Annotated in this window: 13 protein-coding genes; 9 read left to right on the top strand and 4 right to left on the bottom strand. The window is 45.5% G+C overall.

All coding sequences use genetic code 11. The features are described from left to right. Nucleotides 1-177: 177 nt before the first annotated feature. The 9 genes from JMY01_RS05690 to JMY01_RS05650 all read left to right on the top strand — a co-directional run bounded on the left by JMY01_RS05690 (nucleotide 178) and on the right by JMY01_RS05650 (nucleotide 14,530). Nucleotides 178-3,033 carry an alpha/beta fold hydrolase gene (locus tag JMY01_RS05690; RefSeq protein WP_201574677.1) on the top strand — a complete coding sequence of 952 codons (2,856 nt, stop codon included), beginning with the start codon at nucleotides 178-180 and terminating at the stop codon, nucleotides 3,031-3,033. 4 nt (nucleotides 3,034-3,037) lie between these two features. Further along, entirely contained in the window at nucleotides 3,038-4,240 is a 1,203-nt protein-coding gene (locus JMY01_RS05685) for a patatin-like phospholipase family protein (RefSeq protein ID WP_201574676.1), read from the top strand. Nucleotides 4,241-4,523: 283 nt separating this feature from the next. Next, a complete protein-coding gene (ggt, locus tag JMY01_RS05680; RefSeq protein WP_201577280.1) occupies nucleotides 4,524-6,389 on the top strand; it encodes a gamma-glutamyltransferase in 1,866 nt (621 codons plus the stop codon). Nucleotides 6,390-6,708: 319 nt separating this feature from the next. Then, nucleotides 6,709-10,389 (top strand): DNA polymerase III subunit alpha, encoded by a 3,681-nt coding sequence (gene dnaE / locus JMY01_RS05675; protein ID WP_201574675.1) that lies wholly within the window; start codon nucleotides 6,709-6,711, stop codon nucleotides 10,387-10,389. Between the two features lie 255 nt (nucleotides 10,390-10,644). Then, a complete protein-coding gene (locus tag JMY01_RS05670) occupies nucleotides 10,645-11,049 on the top strand; it encodes an Hpt domain-containing protein (protein WP_201574674.1) in 405 nt (134 codons plus the stop codon). Then, on the top strand, nucleotides 11,049-11,903 hold the full coding sequence (locus tag JMY01_RS05665) for an RNA methyltransferase (RefSeq protein WP_201574673.1): 855 nt from the start codon (nucleotides 11,049-11,051) through the stop codon (nucleotides 11,901-11,903). The genes JMY01_RS05670 and JMY01_RS05665 overlap by 1 nt, the downstream gene beginning before the upstream one ends. A 218-nt stretch (nucleotides 11,904-12,121) precedes the next feature. Then, nucleotides 12,122-13,012 (top strand): serine O-acetyltransferase, encoded by an 891-nt coding sequence (gene cysE, locus JMY01_RS05660; protein WP_201574672.1) that lies wholly within the window; start codon nucleotides 12,122-12,124, stop codon nucleotides 13,010-13,012. A gap of 170 nt (nucleotides 13,013-13,182) precedes the next feature. After that, a complete protein-coding gene (locus JMY01_RS05655; protein WP_201574671.1) occupies nucleotides 13,183-13,629 on the top strand; it encodes a PACE efflux transporter in 447 nt (148 codons plus the stop codon). 166 nt (nucleotides 13,630-13,795) lie between these two features. Beyond that, nucleotides 13,796-14,530 carry a glucose 1-dehydrogenase gene (locus JMY01_RS05650; RefSeq protein WP_201574670.1) on the top strand — a complete coding sequence of 245 codons (735 nt, stop codon included), beginning with the start codon at nucleotides 13,796-13,798 and terminating at the stop codon, nucleotides 14,528-14,530. Nucleotides 14,531-14,659: 129 nt separating this feature from the next. Here the strand turns inward: JMY01_RS05650 and JMY01_RS05645 are convergent, their stop codons facing one another. The 4 genes from JMY01_RS05645 to JMY01_RS05630 all read right to left on the bottom strand — a co-directional run bounded on the left by JMY01_RS05645 (nucleotide 14,660) and on the right by JMY01_RS05630 (nucleotide 19,169). Beyond that, nucleotides 14,660-15,226, bottom strand: coding sequence for a 2-amino-4-hydroxy-6-hydroxymethyldihydropteridine diphosphokinase (locus JMY01_RS05645; protein ID WP_201574669.1), 567 nt, complete (start codon nucleotides 15,224-15,226; stop codon nucleotides 14,660-14,662). Then, the gene (folB, locus tag JMY01_RS05640) at nucleotides 15,216-15,626 is read right to left on the bottom strand and encodes a dihydroneopterin aldolase (RefSeq protein ID WP_201574668.1); all 411 of its coding nucleotides are present in this window, start codon (nucleotides 15,624-15,626) and stop codon (nucleotides 15,216-15,218) included. The genes JMY01_RS05645 and folB overlap by 11 nt, the downstream gene beginning before the upstream one ends. A 50-nt stretch (nucleotides 15,627-15,676) precedes the next feature. Continuing rightward, a complete protein-coding gene (gene rarD / locus JMY01_RS05635; protein WP_201574667.1) occupies nucleotides 15,677-16,639 on the bottom strand; it encodes an EamA family transporter RarD in 963 nt (320 codons plus the stop codon). A gap of 250 nt (nucleotides 16,640-16,889) precedes the next feature. Continuing rightward, complete coding sequence (locus JMY01_RS05630) at nucleotides 16,890-19,169, bottom strand: bifunctional prephenate dehydrogenase/3-phosphoshikimate 1-carboxyvinyltransferase (RefSeq protein WP_227677987.1); 2,280 nt, start codon at nucleotides 19,167-19,169, stop codon at nucleotides 16,890-16,892. Nucleotides 19,170-19,181 lie beyond the last annotated feature (12 nt).

Raw genomic sequence — 19,181 nt, 5'->3', positions numbered from 1 at the left:
AAGATCCCATTATTTAGACGGATGGACATTTGTAGATAAGCTATGGTTATTATTTATAACACAAAAGATTACAAATTAGTAAGTAATGAGTTGCCTCTAATTAAAAAACTGCTTTGACGAGGATATGATAAGATTCATATTACCTTTAAAACCATTACCTGAGCCAAGCTAATCACCATGTCCGTCTATCAATTAAAGACTCAATTTCAAGATAAGCTGCGCCCTATCAGTGACCAATTGGTAGATATGGGTGTGACTGCCAATCAAGTCACCATTAGTGCCATCGTACTAAGTGCTAGCACGGCTTACGTCATTGCGACGCTTGATACACAATCAAGTACTGTCAATAACGCAACAGATAAGGATTTAAAAGAGTCAAAGTCTGCAAAACCATCCATATATAAAAGCCAGAAACATAACAGCCATCAAGTTTGGTGGCTATTACCTATTTCCTTGTTTGTACGCATGGCGTTAAATGCTATAGACGGCATGATGGCACGCGAGCACAACCAAGCCTCTAGGCTTGGCGCTGTGCTCAATGAAGTGGGTGATATCGTCTCAGATGACCTTCTTATAGCCAGCTTAGCGCCACATCTGCCCACACAAAGTCGCCATGGCAGCCATCACCTAGGACTCATTATTGCTCTAAGCACGCTTACTGAACTGATTGCCATTGCCGCCAATATAACGACAAAACAACGCGCGAATCACGGACCTTTGGGTAAAAGTGACCGAGCATTAGAATTGGGTATTATCGGGGCAGTCATAGGCTCTGGCATTACGCAGCGTTATCCAAATAGCGGCTATATGCATACCATCCGTCCATTATTGTGGCTCAATGAGCTACTACTATTAAAAACTACTGCCAATCGCTTAACTTTTATTGCTAGCCATTATTTTGCGCAATGGCATCCTGCACCAGCTCTAAAATCAGTTACCAAGCAAACCTCCCTAAATATTGACAGGCTAATAACAATATCAACATCTAACACCAAGCCTGATATAAAATCTCGCATACCTATTAATATCAACAACACTCATAAAAACACCACTGCATCTGCTTTGCAACCGCATAGCTTACAAGGACGTATCAATATGCAACCATCCAACACCAAATCAAATGCTCATAAAAATACAAACATAACCAAATCAAACGCTAGTACCACCTCTAAAACTTCGGCTAATGGTAAAGCCATGCCTATGATCGCTGAGCAAAGCTGCTTTAATGCTTATGATGGCACAGCGATTTATTATCGTTATTGGTTGACCATGCCATTGGCGGATATTGCAGACCACGCCAAGCCAAATAAAAAGCGACAAGTCATTCTATTGCACCGTGGTCATGAGCATTCAGGGCGCTTAACTGAGCTGGCTGAACGCTTTGTGCAAGCAGGCTATCAAGTATTTGCTTGGGATGCGCGCGGCAATGGACGCTCTGGCGGTATCAAAGACCACGCCGATAGTGTCACCGAGCTTGAGCGTGACCTCAATGATTTTGTGAACTTAGTCATCAGGCAGACGGGTATCGCGATTGAAGATACATTGATAGTCGCTAGTAGCATCGGCGCGGTATTAGCTGCTGCTTGGGTACACGACTATGCGCCAACCATCCGCGGTATGATACTGGGCACGCCAGCGCTGAGTATTCGCCTATATATACCCTTGGCAATACCTGCCTTGAAGGTTGCCCGCAAGTTTGGCCTTATGTCACGCGTCTCAAGCTATGTCAAAGCCCAAGTGCTCACCCATGATAAAGAAGCACAAGCCGCCTACAACGCCGATCCATTGATATCAGGTTCTATCTCTAGCGACTTATTGATAGATACCCATGCCACTGGTCAAAGGCTACTAGATGATGCCAGCGCTATCACCACACCTACCTTTATACTGTGCGCAGGTAAAGACTACGTCGTGGACAAGCAAGCTGAGCGCACCTTTTATGAGCAGCTGAGCTCGCAGAATAAACGTTGGCAGCTATATCCTGACAGTTTTCACGCCATTTTTCATGAGACCCATAAAGCGGATGTTTTTACGGATTGTATTGATTTCGCAGACAGTCTATTTGCACAGCCTGTTACGACGCCAGACTTAACCTATGCGCATATGGGCAGCGCCAGTAAAGATAAAGTCGACCGCCTAGCGATCAAACCATTTAATCCAAGCTTTGCCTTGACTCGCTTTGCCATGCAAAAATTCGGTCACGTCAGCGATGCTATTGCTACTGGGCTTGAACACGGATTTGACTCTGGCAGCTCCTTAGACAAAGTTTATGCCAACACGCCTAAAGGTAAAAACGCCTTTGGTAAAGCCGTTGATAAGTTTTATCTGAGCAACATTGGCTGGCAAGGGATTCGTATTCGCCGTCAGCATATATTAGAGCTAGCGCGCATGGCTATCCATAGTAAGCAGGATAAACAGCATGAGCAGCCAGCAATAGCAAAATCTGCTGAACAGGCAGTACGGGTTCTAGATATCGCCAGTGGTAATGGTTATTACGTGTTTGACTTGCTTGCTGAATACGAGCAATTAAACGCCGAGCTTAGAGATTATGATGCGCATAATGTGCAAGTGCTCAGTGACAAGGCCGCAAGGCTTGGCTTTGATGAGCGCGTTATCGCTGTGAAGAAAGATGCTTTTGACGCAGATAGTTATCGTGACAATTATTTAAAAAATAGCGATTCAAGAAATAGCGTTGAAAACAATAGCATTGAAAACAACAGCTTTGATATCGCCATTGCCTCTGGTGTCTTTGAGTTATTCTCAGATAATGATTTAGTGAGTACTGCTTTAAAGGGTATAAACGACAGTTTGGCGCCGGGAGGTTATTTGCTTTATACCAATCAGCCTTGGCATCCTGAGCAAGAATTCATCAGTAAAACCCTCAACAACCATCGTGGCAGCAGCTGGGTGATGCGCTGTCGCTCACAAGCAGAGATGGATCAACTGGTCACGCAAGCAGGCTTTAAAAAGCTAGACATGCGCATTGACCGCTTCGGTATTTTTACCGTCTCCCTCGCTATTAAAGCCACTTGATAAAATGACAGATTCCTTTCTTCATCCTTATGCGCGCGTTCAGCTGTTTTCTGGTGGTGGCGCGCGCTTTGGTTACTACCTTGGTAGTTATGCGGCATTATGCGCTCATGACTTAAAGCCTGACCTGATACTCGCGACCTGTGGTGGTAGTCTATCTGCGCTATTGATAGACATCACCTCAGACCCACAGCAGCTTAAAGCATTAGCAGAGAGTAAGACCTTATATCAGGTGGTGCAATCTATTCAGGCACGCCAACATTACCGCTCATCAGTAGATCTATTTGCAAAAATCAGTAGTACATCAAAACCGCGCTACTTTTACCATGCTTTAAAGCGTTGGGGTCTTATGCAAAGATCTGCGCTGCTCGGCACTATCCACAGCCGTGAGACATCTGACGATCTGTTATCAGAATTGAATCGCCTTGCTATGTTCGAAATCGATAATGATGACTATTGGCTTGATGAGCTTATCAAGCTAAAAGGGCCTTCAATCTCAACTAACGCCCTAGCTAATTTCAAACCTACAGTACCAGATATCGCCATCGTTGCCAGCCGAATAGCGCAGAGCGATATCGACCTACAACCTAAGCAGCAAGCCGTCGCTCGACTACAAGAGTTACTGTTCACCCCGCATAAGCTAGCCTGTCACTTAGAGCAATTATCCTTACACTGCCCTACCCATCATTATGCACCGCAGCGCATTCTCAAAAACACTCATGTCGTTGACCATTGGGATATCAAGCAAGCTGTGAGAGCCTCGATGGCTGATATGTATTATCTGCGGCCAACCCATATCCCAAGCTTAGGCTGGTGTCTTGGTGGCGTGATTAACTTGACGCCCATTGAGCTGGCAGCGCAGTTTGGCAACACTGTATTTGCTGAACACAAATCTCCTTACGATAAGGTACTGGCCGCGCCAGCCATCAAACGTATCTTTGGTTTTGATCCAAACAAGCGCTTAGCAGAAATGCTGGCTTATCCAAGTAATTTATCTAGGACTGCGTCTAACAACGAACGTATTCACTGGTTACCTTTTGCCGACAATGGCAAGGCATTATCGGGTCAGCATGTACGCAAGCGTTTAAACATCTTAAACGGGCGCATAGACTTGATTCATGCAGATTACGATGGCTTCGTACAGCAAATGCAAGCGCAGTGGCAATACGGCTATGAGCGTACGCGTGATTATTTAAAAACCCAACATTAGGTTTTACCTCGAGACTTACTAATCCTATATCCAACAAAGAAAAAATAAAGGGCAAAAGTTGATAAATAGCTTTCTACGATCTGTTATTTTCGTTACTATCTAGGTTAATATTTAAGCTAATATATAAATAAGTATCTAACTTAACACTCTTTAAGACTAGCCTGCTCACTCTTTCACTCGTAAAAAGGAATTTGCGATGCCATATCCATTTTTTCATGCTAATCACGATGCTGCTTACCGTAGGATTAAACCCTCCAAAGTCACCGCCCTAGTTATTAGCAGTATGTTATTGCTGTCTACCTCTGTTCACGCGCTTGAATCAGATGCAAATAGTGCACCTGAAAACAATACCATTAATAACAGCTCACTGAATCTGGATGCGATAAATCTCGCTATCATGACGGATTCGCCCATGGTTTTGACTGAAAACCGGCGTGTGACCCTTGCAGCGCCAAATAGTGCGCTTAGCCCTAGCGTTAGTACCGTTGCAAAAACTGATCAAGCCATTTACTCAGCTGATGCCATTCATCACCCAGTCTGGGCAAAAAGTGGCATGGTCGCCTCTCAAGAAGCGCTAGCGTCAGATATTGGTTTGAAGATTCTAAAAGACGGTGGCAATGCCGTTGATGCTGGCGTCGCTGTTGGCTTTGCTTTGGCCGTGACCCTGCCGCGCGCGGGCAACATTGGCGGCGGCGGTTTTATGATGATTTATGATGCCGAGCAAGGCAAGACAGTAGCGCTCGATTATCGTGAAAAAGCGCCAAGCAGCGCCTCGCGTGATATCTATCTCGATGAGGAAGGCAATGCGGTAAGTGACTTATCTCGCTATCATGGCTTAGCCGTAGGCGTACCGGGAACAGTCGCAGGGCTATTAAAAGCCTTAGAAGATCATGGCACCATGAGCCGCGGGCAAGTGATGGCGCCAGCGATTGCACTGGCTGAAGATGGTATAGAAGTCACTGCTGGCTTGTCGGAGTCGCTCACCGCATTAACCGATCGCCTGCAAAAATGGCCAAGTACCAAAAAGGTGTTTTTTAAACCTGACGGCAGTGCCTATCAGCCTGGTGAACGCCTAAAACAGACAGAGCTTGCGCGCTCACTAAAGTTGATTGCGGCACAAGGTGCTGATGGCTTTTATAAAGGAGAAACAGCGCGTAAGCTTGTCAAAGCTGTCAATGAAGCAGGTGGCAATATGAGCTTGCAGGATTTGGCTGACTATCAAGCCATCGCTCGCGAGCCAGTCAAAGGGGACTATCGTGGTTATGAGATTGTCTCTATGCCGCCGCCCTCCTCTGGCGGAATCCACATCGTGCAGATTTTAAATATCTTGGAAGGCTTTCCGCTGGGTGACCACGGGCAAAATAGCGCCCAAACCATTCACTTGATGGCGGAAGCCATGCAGTTGGCTTATGCCGATCGAGCTGAGTATTTGGGGGATTCGGACTTCATCGATGTGCCTGCCAGCGGTCTCACCTCTCAAGCGTATGCCGATAAGCTGCGAACTTTAATTAATCCAAACCAAGCCACGCCAGCAGCCACAATTAAAGCCAACAATCCACTACCTTACGAGAGCGACCAAACCACGCATTTCTCTATCGTTGATAAAGACGGCAATGCGATAGCCAATACTTATACGCTGAACTTCTCTTACGGCACGGGCCTTGTCGCTGAAGGTACCGGCATTTTACTTAATAACGAGATGGATGACTTTTCTGCCAAGCCTGGCACAGCCAACGCCTATGGTTTAACTGGCGGTGAGGCAAATGCAGTAGAAGCAAATAAACGCCCGCTGTCCTCGATGAGTCCGACGTTGGTATTTAAAGACAGCAAGCCTTATATCGTGACTGGTAGCCCAGGCGGTAGCCGTATTATTACCACCGTCACTCAAATTATCTCCAATGTCATCGACCATGATATGAATATCGCTGAGGCCACTCATGCGCCGCGTATCCATGACCAGTGGCTGCCTGATGAGATTCGCACTGAAAAGGCGTTAAATATTGATACGGTTAAAAAACTTGAATCTATGGGGCATACCGTCAGTCCAAAAGCGACAATGGGCTCAACGCAGTCGATTATGATTACGCCAAACGGTGTCTATGGTTCTTCTGACCCGCGTATCGTTGATGCGGCGGTGGTTGGGTATTGAACCAGAAAGACTTCAATGCCGAAAACCATCACTCCCAAAAACCCTTCTATGCCTCAGCGTATAGAAGGGTTTTTGACGTAACTTTCACGAGCTTTCAATATCACTCAAACCACTTAGTCCAGTATCTAAGAGAGATTAAACCATCCGAACCAGTGGCTGTCTGTGACAAACAATGCTATTATTAACGACCTAATTTAAAACGCCTAAATACGACCAGCAACGTCTTATTTACCTCAAATCAGCAATCTAAATCATTGATAATAATAAATTATTTCTTAGTAGCTTATTCTCCCTTTGATCGTATCAGTAAGAGTCCTCTATGGCATTTGTACACCTTGGCATCCACAGCGAATATTCAATCACCGATTCTATCGTGCGCATAAAGCCGTTAATTAAGGCGGCGGCAGCAGACAATCAACGTGCACTTGCGCTGACCGACCTATCCAACCTTTATGGCACCGTGAAGTTTTATCGTGCCTGCCTAGGCGCTGGTATCAAGCCGATTATCGGTAGCGAAGTCATCATGGATAATGAGGACACGCGTCTGGTGCTACTGGCGATGAACAATGAGGGCTATCAAAACATCACCCGCATTGTCTCACTTGGCTACACTGAAGGACGGGCAGACCCTGACAATCATGGCACCCCAGTCGTCAAGCGCTGTCATATTCTTGAGCATGCCGCTGGTGTGATTGTCTTATTTACGGAAAAGTCAGACGTCGGTCAAGCCCTTGTCAGCTCTATGCCAGAAAAAGCCGATGAGCTTATTTTAGAGTGGCAAGCACAGTTTGACGATCGCTTATACTTCGCCATCAAACGTACCAGTCGTTCTGGCGAAGATGCTTTTATCAAGGCTGCCATTCATGCAGGCGCTAAGCACAGTCTACCTATTATCGCGCACAATGATGTGCGTTTCTTAGAGCAAGAGGACTTTGACGCTCACGAAGCTAGGGTTTGTATCGCAGGGTCTTATGTACTGGCTGACCCAAATCGTCCTCGTCTGTATTCTGATGAGCAATATCTAAAGACGCAAGCGCAAATGGAGCAACTGTTTGCTGATATTCCTCAGGTTGTTGACAATACTTTACGGCTCGCTACTCGCTGCAACGTGACGCTGACACTGGGTATCAATGTATTACCTGAATTCCCCGTACCTGAAGGTGAAACCATTGAGTCGTTTTTTCGAGCAGAATCTCAGCGCGGGCTAGACAATCGCTTAGACAAGCTATTTCCTGTGGAGGCGCGCGATGATAGTTGGAGCGACTTTCGCAAACAGTATGATGAACGCCTAGAGTATGAGCTTGAAGTGATCTTATCCATGGGTTTCCCTGGTTACTTCCTAATCGTTATGGATTTTATCCGCTGGGCAAAAGCCAATGGCGTGCCAGTTGGGCCAGGTCGTGGTTCTGGTGCGGGCTCGTTAGTCGCTTATGCGCTAAACATCACCGATCTAGACCCTATTCATTATGATCTCTTATTTGAGCGCTTCTTGAACCCTGAGCGTGTCTCCATGCCCGACTTTGATATTGACTTTTGTATTGAAGGTCGTGATCGGGTCATTGAGTATGTCGCGCAAACTTACGGCCGCGAAGCAGTGTCGCAGATTATTACCTTTGGTACCATGGCGGCAAAAGCAGTGGTACGAGATGTGGCACGAGTACAAAGCAAATCTTACTTTTTGGCCAACAATCTCTCTAAACTGATTCCTAAAACCCCTGGTATCACTCTCAGTCAAGCGCTTGAACAAGAGCCGCAGCTCAAAGATTTGGTTTCGAACCCTGACAACATGGATTATGAAGACGCCATTGAGATTTGGGAGATGGCGATTAAATTAGAGGGCGTGTGCCGAAACGTTGGTAAACACGCTGGTGGTGTATTGATTGCTCCACATAGGATTACCGATTTTAGTGCTATTTATTGTGATGATGAAGGCCACCGAGTCAGTCAGTTCGATAAAGATGACGTCGAAGACGTGGGGCTGGTAAAATTTGACTTTTTGGGTCTACGTAACCTAACGGTTATTAATGCTGCCGTTGAAAACATCAATAAACGCCGCGCTAGAGAAGGCAAAGAGGCGCTAGTGCTAGAAGACCTGCCACTAGATGACAAAAACGCTTATAAACTACTGCAAGAAGCCAAGACCACCGCTGTCTTCCAGCTTGAAAGTACAGGCATGAAAAAGTATCTGGCCAAATTACAACCAACCAATATCGAAGACGTCATCGCGATGTGTGCGCTGTATCGTCCAGGTCCGCTTGATGCCGGTATGGTAGAGATGTATATCGATCGCAAACATGGCCGCGAAGAAGTCATCTATGACCACCCAAATCTTGAGCCTATTTTAGAAAACACCAACGGCGTTATTGTCTATCAAGAGCAGGTCATGCAAATATCACAGGTCATGGCAGGTTATAGCTTAGGCGGTGCTGACATGCTGCGCCGTGCAATGGGTAAAAAGAAACCCGAAGAGATGGCCAAGCAGCGTGATATCTTTGTGACTGGTGCCACCGCGCAAGGTATCGATGAAGCGACCTCTGGCGGCGTCTTTGATCTGATGGAAAAGTTCGCAGGTTATGGTTTTAACAGATCGCATTCTGCCGCTTATGGAGTCTTGGCCTATCAAACTGCTTACCTAAAACAATACTACCCTGCTGAATTTATGGCAGCAGTACTCACTTCTGACATGAACAACACCGACAACGTGGTGTTCTTTATCAATGACTGCCGTGAGAATTTTGACCTCACCGTTGTAAACCCTTCTGTTAACCGCAGTGAGTGGCATTTCGTTTCAGACACACCGACCAATATTATCTACGGGCTTGGCGCGATCAAAGGCGTGGGTGAAGGCGCTGTTGAATCCATTGTTTCAGCACGTCGCCGCGACGGACCTTTTATCGATCTTTACGACTTTTGTCGCCGTGTGGATATCAAAAAGGTCAATAAACGCACGCTTGAAGCCTTGGTCAGCGCAGGCTGTTTTGATGATTTTGCCGCTACCTTAAGACCTGACTTGCCAAGCGACGAAGCCTACGAGATACGTGGCGCGCTGATGAGTCAGCTACCCAGTGCCGTGCAAGCGGCAGAGCAAGACCGTCAGAACCGCGAGATCGGTATGATGGACTTATTTAGCGAGATGGACGGCGTAGTAGCGGCACCGCCATTGGTGATGACACCAGAGCTCATTTGGGGAGACAAACATCGCCTAAAAGCTGAAAAAAACACCTTGGGATTATACTTAACTGGACATCCCATCGACGAATACCGTGATGAGCTGAAACGCTATACCTCAGGTGCGCGTCTTGATGGCTTAACAGATACTGGCTATAACGGCAGCTGTTACTTTGCTGGCCTTATTATTGATATGGCAAACTTTGGTAACCGTCACGTCATTACCTTAGATGATGGCACTTCACGACTGGAAGTCAGCTGCTATGCTGAGCGTTTTAACCGCGTAAAAGATCAGCTAAAAGTCGATGAGGTGGTCATCATTAAAGGCAGTATTCGTGAACGTGATGGTCGTATCTTTGCACGTCTTGATAACGCAATGAGCATGGTTGACGCTCGCCTGCGCTGGCTAAAAAAAATCAGCGTCAAAGTCCATGGCAGTGATATCAACTTACTGACACATATGCAGCCATTACTCAAGTCAGCGCAAGCTCATCTGATACCGCCGCCGCGCCTGGCTTATGATAACGAGCAGGACGAGCAAGACACAGGTAGTAGCCATTCCTATGATCCAACCATGGGTGGCAACTTATATGATGAAGAAGGCAATGACTTATTGGCACTAGACCAAGGTATGAGCTCTGACGCGGCATTTGTGAATTCAGAAGCTGTCATCAATGACAATTGCATCCCGCTTGGATTGAGCGTTTACGAAGATTATGGTATTGCCAACGTAACCCTTTCTGAACACTGGCGTGTCTATCCCAATGACGATAACTTGCAACAGCTAAAGAGCATGATTGACGAAGAAGACCTATACTTTCATTATAGTTAGTATCTATCTTTACGCTTTATTGATAGTGCAAAATTGATAATGCAAACTTATACCATTTCCAAAAATTAGAGTAACGCGGAAAACTTGCGCAAGTACTACACCTAGTAGGCTGAGCAAGTTTGACAAAGTGAATTGCACTTTTTGGGTTTGGTATTACCTCACAATTAGCTTAGGGCGTGTCAGGCATCAAAGCATTTATAACTTTACTATTATAAACCAATGGATCACACGTCCTAAATTATCGGATACTCGATTATGACCAAAGCTAGCGTTAATGATAGTGACAACAACACTGTCAATAATAACAACCATACTGTCGATGGTGAAATCATCAACTCTGAGCAGTTTGAAGACATGCGTGACCTTCTCGAAGAAGACTTTATAGAATTGGTGCAAACTTACCTCACTGATAGTAAGCAGCGTATTATCACTTTACGTGCGGCTCAAGCGGCCAATGACAATGCCGTTGGGTTTGATGCAGCTCACGGTCTCAAAGGTGCCAGTGCTAATTTAGGTGCGTCACAGCTGGTGGCCCTCAGTGATCAATTAGAATTCCACTGCCGTGAACAAACTATCAGCCAACAAGCTGACCTTATAGAAAACCTATCAATGGCATTACAACGTGCCGAACAAGAGATTAATCAACGATTGAGTCAATAATGAGCACTTCTCCTTCATCTTCAGTACCTCCTCAAACCTCTCTATCAGCGCTCAACGTTGAGGACTATCTCACTTGCCTACAAGTTGTCATGGTTAACACTACCCTGCCTGCCAATATTGGCTCAGCAGCACGGGCCATGCATACCATGGGCTTATCACGATTGACAGTAGTGGATCCCAAGCTACCGATTGATGACACCAGTGAGTCTCATGCGGCAGGTGGTATTGAGGTATTATCGTCAGCTACCATTGTACCGACGTTAGAGACTGCCATTGATGACTGTCAATTAGTCTTTGCGGCCAGTAGTCGCAGCCGTCACTTGCCGCGGCCTGTCGTTACGCCAACCCAAGCGGCAAAAATCATGTTTGACTTTATTGATGCTCAAAGCGCTCATCTCACAGACCAGCCAAACATCGCCATATTATTTGGTCGTGAGGATCGCGGTCTGACCAACGAAGAGCTCGCTTATGCTGACTACCATATTCAGATTGACGCCAATCCAGCTTACCCAGTACTGAATGTGGCATCAGCCGTACAGGTGATTGCCAGCTTTATCTTTGCTTATGCTCAAGCACATTTAAAAGACTCTGACGAGAATAATAAAGATACAATCTCTCACCCTATGTTGGATGTGCATTTGCGCCAGCAATGGGATGAGCCGGCTATCACTCATCAGCAGCTGCAACAACTGACCCAGCGTACGACTGAACTTATGATTCAGCGCGGCTTAGCAGATAGCGATCATCTAAAATCATTGCCATCAAGACTGTCTCGACTTGGCTCTCGCGTGCAGCTTGATCAAAAAGAGTATCAGCTATTGAGCGCACTGATTGCTAAGCTATTAAAAAGCTAAAGGTAAACAAAAACCTCATCAATTAAAAACAAACCGATGTTGATTGGTGGTTTTTATGGGGTTTTATAGGCCAGCGCTATATTTTGTCACACAAAACTGTTATAACTTTAATAACACGGATGCAAAAATATACTGATAAGCTTGCTAGATAGATTTATCTTTTTATATTGACAAACTTTCACTGACGAAATTCTACTAAAGAATAGATAGGACTTTTTATGTCATTGCCAACCACCTTATTCAAATCGATCGCCAATATCAAACAAGACCTGAAAGAAGATATTGAAGCGGTATTCAATCGTGATCCAGCAGCTCGCAACAGTCTAGAGGTGCTATTAACCTACCCTGGCATTCATGCTCTGATTCTGCATCGCGGCGCGCACTGTCTATGGAAAAATGACCAAAAGTTCGCCGCTCGTGCAATATCTTACGGTTCTCGAATCATGACAGGCATTGAGATTCATCCTGCTGCCAAGATTGGTAAGCGTTTCTTTATTGATCACGGTGTGGGTGTGGTGATTGGTGAGACGGCAGAGATTGGTAATGACGTGACCTTATATCATGGTGTGACTCTTGGCGGCGTCTCCTGGAATAACGGCAAGCGCCATCCAACTCTAGAAGATGGCGTGATTGTAGGTGCGGGTGCAAAAGTTCTAGGCCCATTCACGGTCGGTAAAAATGCCAAAATTGGTTCAAATGCTGTAGTCGTCAAACCTGTACCTGCCGGCGCGACGATGGTCGGTAGCGCCGCTCGCATGATTTCAGAGCATCACGATGAAAAAGGCAATCCAATTACTCCCAAAGTAGAGGGCAGCAAGCAAAAGGATTCCGCTGCCGAAAAGCAAGCGCAAGACACTGTACGCAGCGCACGTGAGACAGCCTTTCAAGCTTATGGTATTGACCCCTCTTCACAAGACCCTGTCGCTGAAGCTTTTGCTAAAATGCTCGAGCATATTCAGCAGTCAGAAAATCGTTTGGATCAACTACAAGCTGCCATGTGCAAACTTGATCCTGATTTCTGCCGAAAGGAATATGACAAACTATGTCTAGAAGACTTAGATGTGATTGATAGAGATGAATTGGATGTTGTAAGCACTGAGCAAAAGTAAGTTAAGTGCTATTCGAGATATAGTAGAGTATATAAATTACAGTAGAGCGCGTGAGTATTTCGATCGTGCCAATGAATGCTCTAATCTTATGCTTATCTCTAGCTAATAGCTATAATAGACATACAACACATCCTAAGCTAACAGCTCAATGAAGCGCATTGGAGTTTTGGTTGATTACATTAAGCCCCATCAAACGTCGCTTGGTATATGTCTTTTTTTTCGAAATACTTGCCATCACTTTGACAACCTTTATTCTTATAGTATTAAGCGGTAGCGACGCGCAAGAGTCTCTACCGCTCGCTATCATCATCGCTATCGTTGCTGTTGTTTGGAATTTCGTCTACAACACGCTCTTTGAGTACTGGGAGAGACGCCATCAAATCAAAGCTCGTACTTTTAAGATACGTAGTGTGCATGCGATATTCTTTGAAGGTGGACTTACTTTAGTCTGTTTACCGCTTTATATGTTGTGGTATGGGGTTGGAATATGGACAGCCTTGACGATGGAAGTTTCTCTTGTCATCGCTTTCTTAATATTTACTTTTGTTTTTACGCTTATTTTTGACCATATATTCACCTTACCACAGCAAACCAAAGCCGTTGATTGCCCTACTTAATAAAGTATACAGCCACTCTTCTAATGACTCGTTTTCAAATACACTCAATGAAATTACCTATCTAAGACAAGTCTTTAAGGTTCGCAACTGAAAGGCCCTTACTTATAAACTATACTTGTTGACTGATATAAAACCTCAACCATAACTAAAAAAATTAGGAGACATCATGGCTCGTTTACAAGATAAAGTCATCATCATCACTGGCGCGGCTCAAGGTATGGGCGAAACTCATGCACGCTTGTGTCTGGCAGAAGGCGCTAAAATCGTATTGACTGATATCAATAGCGATAAAGGCGAAGCCTTGGCAAAAGAGCTTGGGGATAATGCCTTATTTATCAAGCATGATGTCACTAATGAGGACGACTGGGCACAGGTAGTGCAGCAAACTGAAGACAAGTTTGGTCAAATCGATGTGCTGGTCAATAATGCCGGTATTACCACCCATAAATCAATCTTAGATACCTCAGTAGAGGATTACCGCAAGATTCTTGAGATTAATCAGGTCTCGGTCTTTTTGGGCATGAAAGCAGTCATTCCATCCATGAAAGGTGCCAAGCAAGGCTCTATTATCAATATCTCATCGATTAATGGCTTGGTTGGCGGCGCTATCGGTTATACCGATTCGAAATTTGCCGTGCGCGGTATGACCAAAGCGGCAGCGCTAGAGTGCGCCCCGCATGGCATTCGCGTCAACTCCATTCATCCCGGCGTTATTGCCACGCCCATGATTATGCAGGGCGATACCAAAGATGCCGTTGAGGCTTTTGCTAAGAGTATTCCTATGAAACGTGTGGCACAGCCAGAAGAAGTCAGCGGCATGGTGCTATTCTTGGCATCAGACGACTCTAGTTATTCAACGGGTTCAGAGTTTATCATTGATGGTGGCTTGACCGCGCAGTAAGACTTTGAGAGCGAAACCATTTGAGTTTGATAAAAGCTGGGCATTTTTCCCAGCTTTTATTTTGTGATTTTTTTGATAAAAACTTCATTTTCGCTTACTTTTGATGACTTCCAACTATACCTGCTCAATTTATTCTTTTAAAAACCCATTCAAAATTAACTCCTCAATCCCTACTCTCTCATGCTCCTTAAATGGATATCGATCTGCCATGATAATCCATGTAGCCCGCGTAGTATCTGGTGTTTTAAATGCCTTTTCTATGCTTAGGCTATTTTTATCAAGAGCCGTCTTTATCAACAAAATATCGATATCCATCGTGACTTTTTTGATTGCCGTCTGCGCTTCCGTTACACGCTGCCTGTTGCAATCACTTTCAAACTTTTTAAAGGTTTGTTGCAACTGCTGTAATTTCATTGGTGATGTTAGAGAAATATAGACACATTGATTGGTATAGTCGGGCTTTGGCTGCTCCAAAGTTGCCGTAAAATCAGGGTTTTGAAAGGCCGTAGATAGCTGTATCTGACCAAGCATAGCCAGACTTTCACGTACGCGCGGCAAGTAGTAATCCGCTTGATAATTACTGCCCAGAGCCAATAGCACGGCTGTCACTGGCTGTGCTTGTAACATGTCAGGCGCACAGACTGTTAACGTTTCAAGGTTTAAGTCCGTCAGCGCGTTATGCACCTTATGCATCATCGCCCTTGTTTGCAACTGGCTTGTCACCAATGGCTTTTGAATAACGAGTGATTTGCACGCCAACGCCATCCGCTTGGGTAATAGCAGTCGGCTTGGCTATGCTTAATGTCACTTTATGACAAGCATAGTCGGTAAGCAGCATAGCAGCGACCTTCTCTGCTAAATGCTCAAGCAACTGCGCTTGCACTTCTTGGCACAAACGACTGACGTCATCACAGACCGCTTTGTAGTTCAGTGCATCATTCACATCGTCTGAAGCAGCAGCACGGCTAATGTCTGTCTCAAGCGCAATATCAATCAGTAGCGGCTGAGTAATGGCGCGCTCCCACGCGTAAACCCCAATCACTGCTTCTACTTTCAAGCCTTTTACAAATACCACATCAGATTCGGTATGAAACATGCGCTCATCCTTGTTTGCTTAGTTTTTAATTTGGGTTTTTAGCTCAAGTTCTATTTAATTTGCTGCAAAGCCTCTTCACGCAGACGCGCCGCTTTTAGCACTTTACTTGGGCGATGGCGCCACAAGTCAATGCTGAATAATAACAGACCGAGCCAAATCAAACCAAATACGGCCAAACGGTTAATATCAAAAGGTTCTTTATAATAAAACACGGCTAAGAAGAAAATAAAGGTTGGGGTTAAATAATTCATAAAACTTAGAATACTATAGGCAACCAGTTTTGTAGACTTATTAAACAATAATAAGGGAATCAGCGTAATAGGACCTGCCAACATTAATAGCCAGATGTTTGATGTAAACCAAAAACTAATCTGGCTACTGACCACCTCTGCCTGCCAAAACCACCAAATACATATCGGTACCAACATCGTTGTTTCAACGAACATCGCATCAACAGCGGTCAATGGCGTTTGTCGCTGTATGGTGCCATAAGTGCTAAAACTAAAGGCCAATATCAATGATATCCATGGCAAACTACCGAGCATAACCACCTGAATCACCACAGATAAGAGCGCAAAACCAATCGCCACCCATTGCAGCGTCCGCAAGCGTTCTTTAAACAAAATCATCGATAGCGCCACACCGACCAAGGGACCGATAAAATAGCCCAAACTGGCTTCTAGTATCTGGTCATGATTGACTGCCCAAACATAGGTGAGCCAATTGGTCGCGATGATCAAGCCAGATACAAAAGTCAATGCTATCCATTTAGGATGCTCTTTGAGCGTTGCAATCCATTGCCAGCGTTTGGTGACGACCAACACGACCAACAAACATAAAAACGTCCATATAATTCGGTGTCCAATAATTTCAGTCGCATCGTAAGCAGCTAATTGCTTGAAATATAATGGAAAAGCGCCCCAAATCGAAAAAGCGATGAGCGCAGTGATGATGCCGCGCCTGGTCGTTTGAATCGGAACAACTGGTTTTTTGAGAACATTTTGGGTAGTCATAAGACAAAACAACTTAATTTGGAGCAAAGCGCGCGCCTGACTATTTTGATAAACACTGAAAACGATAGGCAAGAACGCAGGGTTACTAAATAGGGTATAAAAACAAAAAGCAATGCGTTCATACCAAATGAGGTATCAACACATTGCTCACGATCACAACCTTTAGCAACAAGACTTTAAGGCTGGCAATGAATCGCGTTACACTTAAAAACCACTATTATTATGAATCAAGCTACTACTAAACTTCATATTAAGCATCGCCCGTATCGACTTCGATAGACATGCCGATTTGATTGGCAAGCTCTGCGAAACCTGGGAAACTGGTATTAACTGTCTCAACACCTTCAATGATAATCTGCTCAGACGCTCTTAGGCTAGCAACTGCAAAGCTCATGGCAATACGATGATCATGATGTGAAGTAATATGACCGCCACCAAAGACAGGTTGGCTATTATTTACTGCACCGTTTTGACCTTCAGCGCCCTTGCCTTCAATAATCAAACCATCTTCGGTAACCGTACAATCAATGCCTAACGTTTGCAGACCATCTGCCATGACAGCAATGCGATCTGACTCTTTGACACGCAGCTCTTTTGCACCAGTTAACACTGTGCGTCCCTGCGCACAGCTGGCAGCAATAAACAAGACTGGGAATTCATCAATTGCTAGTGGCACGAGATACTCTGGAATTTCAATACCGACCAAGTTTGAGCCACGAATGGTAATGTCTGCGACTGGTTCGCCGCCAACGTGCGTCTCATTACTCAGGCTAATATCGGCTTGCATCAGCTTTAGAATATCGATGATCCCAGTACGGGTCGGGTTAATACCGACTTGCGTTAGGGTCAGCTCGCTACCTTGACTGATAGCAGCGGCAACCATAAAGAACGCCGCAGAGGAGATATCTGCAGGGACAGCAATATTACCACCTGTAAGCGTGCCGCCGCCTTCTACACTGATCCGATTACCCTCTACAGTGACTGGATATCCAAAGGCCGATAGCATACGCTCAGTATGGTCACGGCTAACCTCAGGCTGAGTCACTGTCGTTGTCCCCTCTGCCCATAACCCTGCTAATAGCAAGCAAGACTTGACCTGTGCAGACGCGACTGGCATATCATATTCCACACCTTGCAGTGGCTTACCGACAGAGCTACGGCCAGCGATACTAAGAGGCGCGGTACCGCTATGTCCTGTACTTTGAATAACGGCACCCATGGCCCGCAGTGGTGCCGCCACACGCTCCATTGGGCGCTTGTTTAAGCTGGTATCGCCTGTCAGCACACTATCAAACGTCTGTGCGGCTAAGATACCCGCTAGCAAGCGCATACTGGTACCTGAGTTGCCCATATACAGCGGTGTTTTGCTTGGCTTTAAACCATTCATACCGACGCCGTGAATGGTTAATTCTCCATTATTGGGGCCTTCAATGGTCACGCCCATGTCACGGAACGCTTGCAAGGTTGCCAGCGCATCCTCACCTTCCAAAAACCCAGTGACATGGGTCACGCCTGTCGCAAGGCTACCAAGCATGATACTGCGATGAGAAATGGATTTGTCACCAGGAATGGCAATGGTGCCTGTGACGGTGTTACTGGGAGAAATAAGGTAAGAAGCTGACATGGCAGAGGTATCCGTATAAGGGGTGCTGGCTAACATATGGCCAAAATGTCGCCGTGCGGCTTGCGCGCGGCCCAAAAGTCCCATCAGGGCGGTTGAATCTTTATCAATGATAAGTTGGCGCATTTTTTGTAAATATACGCTGTACTCATCAAGGGCGCTAACAATCGCGCTTTCGTTGGCAAAAAATATATCATGCCACATTTTAGGATCGCTGGCAGCGATGCGGGTAAAGTCTCTAAACCCGCCGGCAGCGTAGCGAAACATATCTAAATTATCATCATGGCTCGCTAACTGCTCAACCAGATTAAAAGCAAGCAAATGCGGCAAATGACTGGTATGCGCCAGTATGGCATCATGATGCTCAGCAGACATAGCCATCACCGACGCGCCTACCGACTCCCATAGCTGACGTAAACTAACAATCGCAGTAGCGCTGGTCGTTGGTAACTCACAAATAATAACGCTGTGATTGACAAACAATTCGGCACGCCTGGCATGATACCCTGAATTTTCGGCACCAGCAATCGGATGCGCAGGCACAAAACCTGTCGGTAGTGATTCGAAAACGGCCTTAGCAGCATCCACGATATTGACCTTGGTACTACAGACATCAGTAATAATACAATCACTGGCAAGCTGGCCGCTCTCCATGGCGTTCTTAATATCAGCAAACACCATTTTTGCCGCTTGTACTGGCACCGCAATGACAATCAAATCACTGCCACTGACCACATCACTCAAGACTGAACTACCTGCATCCAGCAAGCCCTGCTGCATGGCCTCCGCTATGCTAGGTGCATGCCTGTCCACTGCCACCAGTCGCGTAGTTAAACCTTTATCTTTAATCGCTTGCGCAAGGCTTGCACCGATTAGACCTAGACCAATGACACAAACTTGTCTAAAGATGACCGACTCATT

This window comes from Psychrobacter sp. H8-1 (assembly GCF_904846575.1).
Classification (GTDB): domain Bacteria; phylum Pseudomonadota; class Gammaproteobacteria; order Pseudomonadales; family Moraxellaceae; genus Psychrobacter; species Psychrobacter fulvigenes.
Note: the sequence above shows the minus strand (reverse complement) of the source record. Positions and strands in the feature narration are given on the sequence as shown.

What these genes read in the sequence shown, in the direction of transcription:
- JMY01_RS05690 (WP_201574677.1), top strand. Translation starts at nt 178, where the DNA reads ATGTCCGTCTATCAATTAAAGACTCAATTTCAAGATAAGCTGCGCCCT.
- JMY01_RS05685 (WP_201574676.1), top strand. Translation starts at nt 3,038, where the DNA reads ATGACAGATTCCTTTCTTCATCCTTATGCGCGCGTTCAGCTGTTTTCT.
- ggt (WP_201577280.1), top strand. Translation starts at nt 4,524, where the DNA reads ATGTTATTGCTGTCTACCTCTGTTCACGCGCTTGAATCAGATGCAAAT.
- dnaE (WP_201574675.1), top strand. Translation starts at nt 6,709, where the DNA reads ATGGCATTTGTACACCTTGGCATCCACAGCGAATATTCAATCACCGAT.
- JMY01_RS05670 (WP_201574674.1), top strand. Translation starts at nt 10,645, where the DNA reads ATGACCAAAGCTAGCGTTAATGATAGTGACAACAACACTGTCAATAAT.
- JMY01_RS05665 (WP_201574673.1), top strand. Translation starts at nt 11,049, where the DNA reads ATGAGCACTTCTCCTTCATCTTCAGTACCTCCTCAAACCTCTCTATCA.
- cysE (WP_201574672.1), top strand. Translation starts at nt 12,122, where the DNA reads ATGTCATTGCCAACCACCTTATTCAAATCGATCGCCAATATCAAACAA.
- JMY01_RS05650 (WP_201574670.1), top strand. Translation starts at nt 13,796, where the DNA reads ATGGCTCGTTTACAAGATAAAGTCATCATCATCACTGGCGCGGCTCAA.
- JMY01_RS05645 (WP_201574669.1), bottom strand. Translation starts at nt 15,226, where the DNA reads ATGATGCATAAGGTGCATAACGCGCTGACGGACTTAAACCTTGAAACG.
- folB (WP_201574668.1), bottom strand. Translation starts at nt 15,626, where the DNA reads ATGTTTCATACCGAATCTGATGTGGTATTTGTAAAAGGCTTGAAAGTA.
- rarD (WP_201574667.1), bottom strand. Translation starts at nt 16,639, where the DNA reads ATGACTACCCAAAATGTTCTCAAAAAACCAGTTGTTCCGATTCAAACG.